Annotated in this window: 12 protein-coding genes; 6 read left to right on the top strand and 6 right to left on the bottom strand. The window is 36.3% G+C overall.

Annotated features, from left to right (window positions below; all coding sequences use genetic code 11):
- The first annotated feature begins 90 nt into the window (after positions 1-90).
- Positions 91-2,364 carry a hypothetical protein gene (locus tag ISU02_RS21960; protein ID WP_194704007.1) on the top strand — a complete coding sequence of 758 codons (2,274 nt, stop codon included), beginning with the start codon at positions 91-93 and terminating at the stop codon, positions 2,362-2,364.
- A gap of 238 nt (positions 2,365-2,602) precedes the next feature.
- Positions 2,603-4,810 (top strand): hypothetical protein, encoded by a 2,208-nt coding sequence (locus ISU02_RS21955; RefSeq protein WP_194704006.1) that lies wholly within the window; start codon positions 2,603-2,605, stop codon positions 4,808-4,810.
- A gap of 192 nt (positions 4,811-5,002) precedes the next feature.
- Here ISU02_RS21955 and ISU02_RS21950 read toward each other — a convergent pair whose 3' ends face one another.
- The 5 genes from ISU02_RS21950 to ISU02_RS21930 all read right to left on the bottom strand — a co-directional run bounded on the left by ISU02_RS21950 (position 5,003) and on the right by ISU02_RS21930 (position 8,732).
- Positions 5,003-5,812, bottom strand: coding sequence for a MerR family transcriptional regulator (locus tag ISU02_RS21950; RefSeq protein WP_194704005.1), 810 nt, complete (start codon positions 5,810-5,812; stop codon positions 5,003-5,005).
- A gap of 20 nt (positions 5,813-5,832) precedes the next feature.
- A complete protein-coding gene (locus tag ISU02_RS21945; protein ID WP_194704004.1) occupies positions 5,833-6,585 on the bottom strand; it encodes an ABC transporter permease in 753 nt (250 codons plus the stop codon).
- The gene (locus tag ISU02_RS21940; protein WP_228727918.1) at positions 6,560-7,315 is read right to left on the bottom strand and encodes an ABC transporter ATP-binding protein; all 756 of its coding nucleotides are present in this window, start codon (positions 7,313-7,315) and stop codon (positions 6,560-6,562) included. Before ISU02_RS21940 ends, ISU02_RS21945 begins: the two co-directional genes overlap by 26 nt.
- Positions 7,316-7,579: 264 nt before the next feature.
- Positions 7,580-8,374: a carboxymuconolactone decarboxylase family protein gene (locus tag ISU02_RS21935; RefSeq protein ID WP_194704003.1), complete on the bottom strand. Its 795-nt coding sequence runs from the start codon at positions 8,372-8,374 to the stop codon at positions 7,580-7,582.
- On the bottom strand, positions 8,358-8,732 hold the full coding sequence (locus ISU02_RS21930; protein ID WP_194704002.1) for a MerR family transcriptional regulator: 375 nt from the start codon (positions 8,730-8,732) through the stop codon (positions 8,358-8,360). The genes ISU02_RS21935 and ISU02_RS21930 overlap by 17 nt, the downstream gene beginning before the upstream one ends.
- 389 nt (positions 8,733-9,121) lie before the next feature.
- Between ISU02_RS21930 and ISU02_RS21925 the strand changes: the two genes are divergently transcribed.
- The 3 genes from ISU02_RS21925 to ISU02_RS21915 are packed head-to-tail and all read left to right on the top strand — an operon-like array spanning position 9,122 to position 10,366.
- A complete protein-coding gene (locus ISU02_RS21925) occupies positions 9,122-9,601 on the top strand; it encodes a DUF2975 domain-containing protein (RefSeq protein WP_194704001.1) in 480 nt (159 codons plus the stop codon).
- Between the two features lie 10 nt (positions 9,602-9,611).
- Positions 9,612-9,827 carry a helix-turn-helix domain-containing protein gene (locus tag ISU02_RS21920; protein ID WP_194704000.1) on the top strand — a complete coding sequence of 72 codons (216 nt, stop codon included), beginning with the start codon at positions 9,612-9,614 and terminating at the stop codon, positions 9,825-9,827.
- Positions 9,828-9,862: 35 nt separating this feature from the next.
- Positions 9,863-10,366, top strand: a complete 504-nt coding sequence (locus ISU02_RS21915) for a hypothetical protein (RefSeq protein WP_194703999.1) — start codon at positions 9,863-9,865, stop codon at positions 10,364-10,366.
- Positions 10,367-10,380: 14 nt separating this feature from the next.
- On the opposite strand, the gene ISU02_RS21910 is transcribed toward ISU02_RS21915, so the two are convergent.
- On the bottom strand, positions 10,381-11,061 hold the full coding sequence (locus ISU02_RS21910) for a Crp/Fnr family transcriptional regulator (protein WP_194703998.1): 681 nt from the start codon (positions 11,059-11,061) through the stop codon (positions 10,381-10,383).
- Positions 11,062-11,369: 308 nt separating this feature from the next.
- Between ISU02_RS21910 and ISU02_RS21905 the strand changes: the two genes are divergently transcribed.
- Complete coding sequence (locus tag ISU02_RS21905; protein ID WP_194703997.1) at positions 11,370-11,741, top strand: GntR family transcriptional regulator; 372 nt, start codon at positions 11,370-11,372, stop codon at positions 11,739-11,741.

Below are 11,741 nucleotides of genomic sequence, written 5' to 3'. Positions count from 1 at the left end.
TTGATTTGCTATTGTATACTATTTTTTATTTTGATATATTGACGCTATCAGGATAATTTATAACCATATAACATTATAAGGGAGGACAACATGAACCGTACATTTAAAAGATTTAAAACGAGACAATACATAACGAAAAAATGGGGCATTCTATTGTTAAGTTTTATCATCACTATTGGCGCAACAAGTATGCCAGTTAGTGCCGATAGTTTAGCTGTTACCAACCCTGTAGATAAACCATTTGACATCAATGATATCAACGATATTGAGCACCCTATAATAATCTTGCCAGTATCCTATCCAGTTATCCGACTCGGACAGGACTATCCCATTTCAATCACTATTAAAGACAACAAAGGCATTCAAGATGTTACTGTTATTTGCTACACGCGTACTCACGGCGGTACTAGTCATCAAGAACATAAAATGACTCTAAATACTTTAACTGGAAAATATGAGTACACCCTTCCTGCTGATCAAATTTCAAAAAATACTGTCAGTATGATGTTCTTTTTTACTGCAACAGATCTTGTCGGCTTAAAAACAACTGGATATACACCAGATATTGATATGAGTAGCGATCCAAATGCAAAGCCAATCACAACAACAATAGAATCATCATATGCACCGCATACTATGGACCATATTTTTGGTCGTAAACCTAATAATTGCTTCACTTGCTTTAATGATGCTAATTTAGAAGACTTTCGAGGCGAAGACATTCATATCATAAATCCCACAGATTACCCTGTTGTGGCTCTATCAACTTATGCCTCCCCTGCTAGATCCAATTACATTGCTGATTATCCTCTCTCCGTCATTGCAGAAGATAACAAGGGCATTCAAGAAGTCACCATAGATTATAGAATTGATGATAAAAACTTCCACAACCTAAAAATGTCCAATACTTGGAGTGCAGATGGGAGCTATGAGTTTAATATTCCAAAAGAGCAAATTCCCGATACGAATTCAACCATCTACTACACTATTACTGCAACGAATTTGGACGGTTTAAAAACAGCTACTGATGAATTAACAATCCCTATTATCCCTGGAGAACGTCTCGTTAAAGTTGATGAAGCAGGAATCCCTATTAACTTTGGAAAACCTCTCGCGACAGTAAACGATTTCAAAATGTCTCTTTTCGGACACTCAGATAAAGATACCTCTCAAAATTATAACGCTTTACTTCATTTACCCAGTGATGTTTCTACCATTAAAAAGGTCTTATCACTTGATGAAGATACACAAAATGTGACTGTCGCAGGGCAAATAGATTATTTTGCGACAGACTCTGAGCATCCTATTATTCAAGCTATCATTGATGGTTCCCTCCATTCACTTTATATCAATGGCTCACTGGGAGACAACATCAAGCTAGGACATCAAGTCATATTAACTGGTGATTACCATATCGAAAATGGATTACCCATGCTTAAAAACATCGCTTCTAACGAAATAATCGGTTATGCTACACCGAAAAAACCTGAATTAGTCAACATAGAGTATCTAAAGACACATAGTTCAAACAGACTAGGGCGATTCGTCAAAATCAAAAATGTCAAACTTGGTACTAATCATCCAAATGGTTTGACAGAGATCACAGATGAAACAGGTAGTATATCACTCTATAAATCAACTTATCCAGAACAAATAAAAGCCGGCGATACAGTTGACTTATATGCCATTGTAACTTGTACAGATTCAACTGTGCAATTACGCACTGGGACAATAAAAGCAAATGGTTATAATCTCTACGACAAACTAGATGGCAAACCAACTCTGTCTATTGTACCCAGTAATCCATTAAGTCCACAAAGGAATGAAGATTATCACATTCAAGCCTCGGCTAAAGACATTGACGGCATTCAAAAGGTTACTATTTCTTATACCATTGGAAATGAAACTATCTCTAATCAACAAATGACTCAAAATAACTATAACCAAAATTATGATTATACAATCCCACGCAATAGATTTTTAGGAAATATTCCTAATTTTACATTCACAATTACTGCAACAGATACAAACGGATTAACCACATCAAAAACAACAACAATATCCATCGATGACGAAATAAAAATTTTGGAAGCTTTACCGATTCAAAATACGATATCAAGTGGAAAATCCCTCGATATCATTATCCAATTTACAAATGGTGGCGCAACACCTAAAGTTACCTATATAGTTGAGAAGGATAACAAGATACTTCTTACCGAAGGAGAGAACATAACTGGGGCAGGCGTTTCCTTCTATCGTTTAGGCACCGTCTCTGCTGGCAATTATACTGTTAACGCCACTATTGTAAGAACAGAAGATGGCAAAGAACTCCATCACGAATGGCACTTTACAATATCTGAATAAAACGACAGACACAAAGCTCTAAACACTCTGAAATATAATGTCATAAACATACAAAAGATCACCTCATGCGAATTTATAAGTAACTTCCCTCGGGTGATTTTCTTTTGCATATAGCATCACCATCTTAAATTAAAATTTCATTAAAGATCGGATTTGCTATTGTATACTATTTTCTATTTTGATATATTGACGCTATCAGGATAATTTATATTCTTATAATATTTTAAAGGAGGACAACATGAACCGTACATTTAAGAGATTTAAGACAAGGCATTACATAACGAAAAAATGGGGCATTCTATTGTTAAGTTTTATCATCAGTATTGGCGCAACAAGTATGCCAGTTAGTGCCGATAGTATAACTGCTACCAACTCTGTAGATAAAGTATTCGACCTCTATGAAATCAACGATGTCGAGGCCCCTATAATTACTATGCCAGATTCCTATGCATCTGTTAAACCAGGACAGGATTATACCATTTCAATCACTGTTAAAGACAATAAAGGCATTCAAGATGTTTCCATTTTTGGCTATGTAGGTACCTACGGAACCCAAAAACTCCCTGAACAGAAAATGACTTTAAATACCTTAACTGGAAAATATGAATACACACTTTCCGGGGACCAAATTCCAAAAAACACGACTTTTATAAAGTTCTTTTTTATTGCAACTGACCCAGTGGGTTTAAAAGCAACTGCCTACACACCTCTGATCTATACGGAAGCTCAACAATATTTAACAACATTACCAGAAGATGTGGAATTCCAACGCGTTTTTGGTCGTACACCTGGTTCTGATATCTTTTCTGATCCGGAGATTTCGGAAGATAAAATTTACGGCGAGGATATTCATATTATCAATCCTACAGAGTACCCTGTTATTGCCTTACCAACTTATGGCGATCCCGCTCGGTCCGAGTATTTCTATCTTATTTCAGCCACAGCTCAAGACAATAAAGGCATTCGAGAAGTCACCATCGATTATCACATTGGCGATAAAAGCTTTCATGGTCTAAAAATGAACAAATCTCGTAATGGAAACGGAAGATATGACTTTTATATTCCCGAAAGCCAAATTTCAGATAAGGATTCAACTATCACTTATACCGTTACTGTAACAAATTTAGATGGTTTAAAAACAACGACAGATGAATTAACCGTTGCCATTAATCCAGAGTCATATACCAAAACAGCAAACAATTATAAAATGTCTCTTTTTGGACACTCGGATAAAAAGGAGGCTCCAAAATACAATACTTTACTTCATTTACCTAAAGGGGTTTCTTCCGTTAAAGAAATCTTGTCCCTCAATAAAAATAAAAAAAATGTCACTGTTGCAGGACAAGTTTCCTATTTTGTAACAGATTCTGAACATCCTGTTATTCAAACTACAACTGGCGGCAACATCTATTCACTTTATGTTGAGGGTTCACTAGGATATAACATTAAATTAGGGCATCAATTCATACTGACTGGAGATTATTATATTGAAAATGGATTACCCGTGCTTAAAAATATTACTTCTAAAGAAATGATTGGCTTTAATAAGCCTGCAGATCCAAAAGAGGTTACCATAGCCTATTTAAAAACTCATGGTTTAGATATGCTTGGACAAACCGTTAAAGTCAAAAACGTCAAACTGGGTACAAATCATCCAGAAGGTTTGACAGAAATCACAGATGAAACTGGGAGTATATCACTCTATAAATCAACTTATCCTGAAGTCATAAAATCTGGTGATACAGTTAATTTATATGCCATTGTAACTTGCACAGGTTCCACTGTACAGTTACGCACTGGGACACCCGAAGCGAATGACTATAACATCTATGAAACAATAGATGGCAAACCAACTCTATTTATTATACCGACGAGCCCAGAAATACCTAAACCACATCAAAGATATTTCATTAAAGCATTTGCCATCGACAATGATGGCATTCAAGATGTTACCATTTCTTATACTCTTGGAGATAAAACCATCTCTGATAAACTAATGTATCAAGAAAGCAATGACAGCTATTACAATTATTCAATCCCAACAGACGATATTTTAGCAAGTAGTTTAAGTTTTTCTTATACAATTACTGCAACCGATGTAAACGGTTTAAGTAGATCAGCAACAACAACAACGAGTTCAATGGATGATGAGAATCTTGACATCGAAATTTTAGGTTTATCACCGACTGCAGACAGTATCTCAAGCAATAAAAACCCTACTCTGGTTATCACATTCAAAAATGCTGGAAATAAGCCTAAAGTTAGTTATACACTTACCAAGGACAACCAAATAATTTCTACCGAAACATATACTCCACTTTATGATTCGTTTTCTTCTATTTTAGGCACGCTATCCGCTGGTAATTATACTGTTAACGCCACTATTGTAAGAACCGAAGATGGCAAAGAACTCCATCACAAATGGCACTTTACAATATCTGAATAAAGCTAAAGGGATGACCATTTAAAGCGTCATCCCTTTTTAATCTTCAGCATACTATTTTCTAACATAACTCAGTTCAACCATCCCATTTGTCGTATGAGTCTCAACAAGCCTGAGTTTAAGTTCTGGATTTTCATTTAAAAACAATGGTTTTACAATCCAATTTGTGACTTTTAAGTAATTGGTACACTTTTATTATATCTTTTTTACTGGAATTTGAAGTTCAGTAAGCCACTCGTTTTCATCTTCTTTGTTCCAAATGCCATCAATATAAGACTCACGTGGTAAGCCATCGATCACATAGGCATTTGCTTCTATCCATGAAAATGCAAATGCATAGGCATCCGGTAGTGTTGTGTAAGGCCCTTTATGCATCACACACAGTGCATTTTCCACAGCATCTATCTTTTTATACTTAACCTTTTCAGAATCTTCGCAGTAGTCCACAACGGCTTCACACACTTCTAAATCAATATCACTTTCTCTGTATTCTCCATCATGGTAAATGTTAAAACAATATTCTGGAACAGCACATACCGCGCCCTTCGCTCTCATCTCATCTCCCATTTTGGGAATAAAATCAAAATAAGACTCATAATTAGGGGCAATTAAGCGCATAGAAGCCACGATAACTTCTGGCAATGCTTTTATTACAGGTGAGTAATTCATATTCTGTTCTCCTTTTAAATATCTCGAATAATTTTGAAGTCGGCTGAGTTTTGAAGTTTCTTCTTTAATCCTGAGCTCAATTTCTTTTTCTTTAAGCGTCAAAAATATCTCGATCCCCTTTTGCTGATCTATCAATTCTTGAATTTCTTGGAGGCTGAGTCCTAATTGTTTAAGTGCAATAATTTTATTGAGACGCACGAGTTCCGTACTGCCATAATACCGATAACCAGTCTGCTGATCCACGAAAGCAGGTTTTAGAAGTCCAATCTCGTCATAATGCCTCAATGTCTTTGTGGTAACTCGATTCATCTTTGAAAACAGTCCAATTTGAAACATGTGAACACATCCTTGTCCGCTTAAGATTCATATTCGTATTTAAAAGTTTTAACTGCTATAATCATACCCAAAATTGCCGTAAAAATCAAAATCCAAACCGCATTCATAGAATCATTTTGCCAAGCTCCCAAAGAAGTCGCCTTCAGCAACTTTATGCCTTGAGTTAAGGGCATCACATCTGCGAAAAGTTTAAGCCCTTTGGGCATAAGTTCATAGGGAATGGTCGCTCCTGATAAAAAGAACATGGGAAAATAGAAAAGTGTACATAACATATTCGCTATTTTCTCAGACTTAGCCACACTGGCAATCATGGCACCCATAGCGTAAATTGCTGCCATTAATAAAAAATATGACAAAATGAACAGGACAGGATTTCCAATCATCCTATAGCCAAAACATAGAACTGCAATGCCTACCACTGCTACACTTGAAATAAGTGCATAAGTCATATTATTGAGAAATTGCGCTAAGATCAAAAGCAGAGGCGATGCTGGGGATGCTTTAAATCTTTTTAAAATTTTCTTTTCTCTATACCCAGAAAGCGTTATTGGGACGCCCATAAGTCCCGTTGCACAGATACCTACAGTGAGCACCGCTGCCACAGACTGTTGCAAAAGCGTATAAGGTGCGTTTTCATAAGCGAGCTTATCCCCATAAAGTATACCGAGCAAAAGCATAATCCCTATAGGCAATAAAATCCCAAAAAGTACGCCTGAAAATTCTCTAAGTGCCAGTTTGAATTCTGTTTTATAAAGTACTAAAAGCGACTTCACGATCAATCATCTCCTTCTCATCAATAAAATAGAGGTATGCCTCTTCTAAATTTTGCATACCCGACCTTAAAATAATCTCTTCTGGTGTCCCTGACGCTACCGATATGCCGTGATGGATAATGTTCACCTTATCGCAAAGCGCCGTGACTTCATCCATATAATGAGACGTCAAAAAGATTGTCAACCCCTTCTGATTTAATTGCTTTAACATTGCCCACACTTCTCGTCTGGCTTTGGGATCAAGTCCTGTGGTGAGTTCATCTAAAAATACCATTTCAGGATTTTGAATTAATGCCAACAAAACCGATAATTTCTGCCTTTCCCCACCTGAAAGTGAAGCAACATAATGCTTTGCACACTTTTCCAAATCAAATGCCCTGAGTAATCCGCGCCAATCATCTGGTTTCTTATAAAGTGCTGAAATCATTTCACAGATTTCATAGACCTTTATGCGCTCTGGATAAAAACTAGATTGAAATTGAACCCCTACTCGTTGATAGAGTTTCTTTCTATCTTTATTTGCCGATAATCCCAAAACCGTGATTTCACCTTCTTCATAATTTTTCATCCCTAGAATACAGTCAATTGTCGTCGATTTCCCTGCACCATTTGGGCCTAAAAGGCCATAAATTTTACCCTTTTCTACCTCCAAACTCAAATGATCTACAGCGGTCAAATCTTTATACTGCTTCACAAGTCCCTTTACCTCAAGTGCCTTTTTACTCATCATCATCACCTCTCAACTTAAGTCTAAGGGTTCCCCTAAGGTTAAGGTCAAGAGCAAATTTTAGACAAGTTCTATATAACAACATTTGAGCCATCTCTCGATGCCTCAAAACAATTCTCACTGACGCTGTTTGAAGTTGAACATCCCTCTTCACAACTTTCGGCTCAAATCTTGTTGTTTTAATAAAAAAACACTCCCACAACTGGTGTGAAAGTATTTTAGTTTGAGTTCATACACTTCATGCGATTCTATCTCAATATGAGTCCTTTAAACATTGTCTGCTAACACTTCTTTGAGTACATTGACACCGTTTATTGCAGAGGGAAATCCTGTGTAAACAGTCATCAAGTACATGATCTCTGTGATTTCTTCTTTTGTAAGACCTATGTTGAGTCCTGCTTTTATGTGAAATTTTAATTGTGGTTTCGCATTACCCATGGCTACAAGTGCTGATATGGTTGCGATCTGTCTGTATCTAAGGTCCAAATTGTCCCTTGATATCACATCTGCATAACTGTTTACCACCCATTTGACGAGATCGGGGGCAAAGTCATTATAAGTACTTTCCAGTGTAACCTGTTGTGTTTCATCTAAAATGGCAAGCATTTTACTGCCGTGCTCATATCGATCCGTCTCTGAGCACGTTTTGCTTGCGCGTTTTCCCTCTATATCCTGAATGCCTTGTGCTTTACGAGCCGCTATAACTTCCTTTAAAGCATTCATTGCATTGATTGTGCTTGGAAACCCTGAATAACCAGACATTTGAAGAATCACTTCTTTAACTTCATTGATGCTACTGCCCACATTTAAAGCGCCATTTATATGTACCTTTAACTGAGCTTCAGCAGTACCGATTGCGGTTAAAGCTGCCACTACTGCAATTTCTTTTGATTTTAAATCCAGTACTGGTCTTGCATAAATATCACCAAATGCATATTCCACAATATACTTCGCCAAATCTGGTGCAACTTCCATCAAACTCTCTTTGACCTCTTCGCCTGCTTTTCCATCTATTTCAGATAACAATCTTAAACCGCTTTCATATCTACTTACCTTTGTCATGAACTTTTGTCTCCATCTCTTCATATACTTTAATTTTATAAGTGACATAAGTCTGCATCTCGGTCAATTTCTGAATTTCAGATTCAATATTTTCAAGATGCTCTTTCAAAATAATTTTCCGTTCTGTGGCCGTTGCGTCACCCATATATCTCAACTTTGAATAGGTCTTCATCTTTTCTATTGGCATACCCGTCGCTCTTAATCTCATGATCATATCAAGCCAGACTAAATCCTTTTCTGAATAAGTCCTTTTTCCAGATGCATCTCGCTCTATATTTTGAATCAATCCAATACTTTCATAATATCTCAAAGTATGCGATTTTATCTTAAACCGTTCAGATACTTGACCAATTTCCATTTCATGTCCTCCTTTATACAGGCATCATATCACTTAAAGTGCACTTTAAGTCAAGCCTTTTATGATCTAATATGGCCTTTAAATAGAATTTTTGTACCACATACAAAATAAAAACGCTTTATTGCAAACGAGAACTTTGTTTTCAATTGACTTAGATTCAGCTTCTTACGTCGAAGTCTAAATTAAAACCTAAATTGAACCTAAATTGAAAAATAAAAGTCGAATGATATTAAACAATAAATTTTTATCGTAATTCAATAAATTTTTGTTGACGTTTTTCATACAAATCGATATAATCTAGATAATTAGTGAATATTAAAGTCAAAATGTCAAAAGTCAATATCGCATTAATCTTTTACCCTATGCGATATTCTATAAAGGAGGATTTTATGAATCAATTAGCACTATCAAAATGGCTTAATTTAATTATCATTATTGTCGGCCTATGCGGTTTACTCGTCTACGCTTGGATCATACCATCACTTGGACAGGGTATGGTGGCAAACTATCCAGAATTTGCATTTAGTTATTGGCCTTGGTTAATCCTAATTCTGATCACAGCTGTTCCATGCTATATCGTTTTAGCTTTTGGATGGAAAATCTCTAAAAACATAAGGCTTGACCGTTCCTTTTCATCTGAAAACGCAAAATTATTAAGATGGGTCGCAGTACTCGCTGCTGCAGACACAGGATTCTTCTTTGTGATGAACATCGTGTTTTTGTTCCTTAACATGAACCACCCGGGATTTGTGCTAATATCTCTGATCATATTAATCATTGGAATTGCCATATCTGCAGTTTCAGCTACGCTATCCCATCTTGTAAAAAAAGCTGCAGATCTTCAAGAACAAAGTGATTTAACCATATGAGGAGGCCGATATGAACGAAGAGATTATTTTCAACATTGATGTTATGCTTGCTAAGCGCAAAATGAGCGTTACCGAACTAGCTGAACGCGTAGGAATTACCATTGCCAATATTTCTATTTTAAAAAATGGCAAGGCAAAAGCACTCAAAATTTCTACGTTGGCAAAATTATGTGCTGCACTTGACTGTCAACCTGGAGACCTTTTGGAATATAGAGCAAAGGGATGATCAGATAAATGTATTTAAAGTAAGGAGAATTGATATTGAAACGATTAAAAATAATATTCATCATAGGTTGTATTTGTGCCTTGTGTAGTTGCTCACATAAATCAAATATAGATTACGTTTCTAAAGATTTAAGAATTAACTTACCTGATAATATTGAATATAATCTTGTTGATACACATGGTGGGTTTCATGGCGATGGCGAATTATTGGTTACCGTGAAATTCGATGAAGAGAGCAGGAAAAACTTACTGGAGGATATTAAAAGCAACAAGTCCTGGAAGAAACTGCCTCTTGCACCTGATTTAGAACTAATCATGTATGGCGGCGAGCGAAATGGGATAACATACAGTTATAAATTAGCGGAAAGCGCTGGCATACCAACTATAGAAAATGGCTATTGGCTATTTATAGATCGATTTAATGACATAAATATCATTCATGATTCTCAAAACCTTTTTGATAGAGGCTCATTTAATTTTACATTAGCTCTATTTGACACTGATAATAATGTCTTATACTATTATGAGTTCGATACATAATAGTCATATCACTTCTACCAATAAGGATTCATAAGCACACGTATTTCTTCAACTTTTTCAATGACAATATGTCGATCTTCAATGGAGATAAGCCCTTTATCCCTCATATAGCAAAGGCTGCTGGTCACTGTTGGTCGACTGAGACCAAAATTATTGGCGAGCTCTTCATGCGTATACTGGTGTTCAATCACCGTTCTCCCTAAGAGATCGTACCCTTCTTGCATAGAACCAATTCTCAAGAGTGCACTTGCAATGATCCCTATGGAATCATTAAATCTCGCGTCTGCAATTTGAAGCATTAACAATCTGTATTTGCGCGTGATAGAATGTATGAAATAGCGATAAATTTTAGGATTTTCTTCAAGTGCCGCTTCTAAAACGGCCTTCGGTACAATACTAATTTCTGATTTTTGAGTAACATATGTGATCTCACAAGTCCGATCACCATCAAAATAATCCATCTCTCCAAATATAGTGCCTCTTGTGAGTCTAAAAAACGTTCTCTCACAGCCATCCATACTAACAAGTCCTTGACGACATTCCCCTGAAAGCACAATGTAAACATGTTCTGCATCCAGAGGATCGATCAATGTATTCTTCTTAAAGCTTTTAATCAAGCCCCTTGGTGCAAGTATCTCTGCAAAATAATTGGTCATCATGTCCTGATTAACGGGGTCAAATAGTTCTCTATACATTGCTTCACCTCATTTAGTCCAATTTTAATCATCATATCATATTGGATTAGAGTGTCAAAAGTTAAAAGTTGAGCCCCCCTCTACCCTATGATGTCGTTTACCGAAAGTACGCGATACAACATGGGATAGAGGGGGTACGCAAAACTGACTTTTGACACTCTAACGCTATTACATGAACTTTGAATTAAGGATTTTATGGGTATATGCAAATTCATGCTTTAATTTTAATGACTTGACACACAACTGTATTAATTGTATGATACGGTTATACCGTATTAACACCATAATACAGTTTGAAAGGTTATTCTATGATTTCATTTGACCATTTTACAATTGAAGATGAAGGTCCTATATACGCTCAAATCATAAAACATATCAAGCGTGAAATCATAGCGGGGATCATTCAAGATCAAGATGAAATGCCCTCTAGACGTATGTTATCTGTCCTACTTGGCGTCAACCCAAACACGATTCAAAAAGCCTACCGCCTACTGGAAGCAGAAAATATCATAACATCACATTCGGGGGCCAAAAGTTATGTGACCCTTACAGATGTTCAAATAAAACAAATCAAGTCCCAACAACTTGAAGGCGATGCCAAGTCATTTGTTTTGGCTTTAAAACAAATGGGCATTTCCAAAGAAGAAGCCATCCAATTGATTTCAAGAGTTTGGGATTAG

Origin of the sequence: Fusibacter ferrireducens (genome assembly GCF_015352425.1) — a bacterium.
Lineage (GTDB): Bacteria > Bacillota > Clostridia > Peptostreptococcales > Acidaminobacteraceae > Fusibacter_A > Fusibacter_A ferrireducens.
The sequence above is the reverse complement of the archived record's forward strand: the minus strand, read 5'-3'. Positions and strand labels throughout refer to the sequence as shown.

What these genes read in the sequence shown, in the direction of transcription:
- ISU02_RS21925 (WP_194704001.1), top strand. Translation starts at nt 9,122, where the DNA reads ATGAATCAATTAGCACTATCAAAATGGCTTAATTTAATTATCATTATT.
- ISU02_RS21960 (WP_194704007.1), top strand. Translation starts at nt 91, where the DNA reads ATGAACCGTACATTTAAAAGATTTAAAACGAGACAATACATAACGAAA.
- ISU02_RS21935 (WP_194704003.1), bottom strand. Translation starts at nt 8,374, where the DNA reads ATGACAAAGGTAAGTAGATATGAAAGCGGTTTAAGATTGTTATCTGAA.
- ISU02_RS21905 (WP_194703997.1), top strand. Translation starts at nt 11,370, where the DNA reads ATGATTTCATTTGACCATTTTACAATTGAAGATGAAGGTCCTATATAC.
- ISU02_RS21920 (WP_194704000.1), top strand. Translation starts at nt 9,612, where the DNA reads ATGAACGAAGAGATTATTTTCAACATTGATGTTATGCTTGCTAAGCGC.
- ISU02_RS21930 (WP_194704002.1), bottom strand. Translation starts at nt 8,732, where the DNA reads ATGGAAATTGGTCAAGTATCTGAACGGTTTAAGATAAAATCGCATACT.
- ISU02_RS21910 (WP_194703998.1), bottom strand. Translation starts at nt 11,061, where the DNA reads ATGTATAGAGAACTATTTGACCCCGTTAATCAGGACATGATGACCAAT.
- ISU02_RS21955 (WP_194704006.1), top strand. Translation starts at nt 2,603, where the DNA reads ATGAACCGTACATTTAAGAGATTTAAGACAAGGCATTACATAACGAAA.
- ISU02_RS21940 (WP_228727918.1), bottom strand. Translation starts at nt 7,315, where the DNA reads ATGATGAGTAAAAAGGCACTTGAGGTAAAGGGACTTGTGAAGCAGTAT.
- ISU02_RS21950 (WP_194704005.1), bottom strand. Translation starts at nt 5,812, where the DNA reads ATGTTTCAAATTGGACTGTTTTCAAAGATGAATCGAGTTACCACAAAG.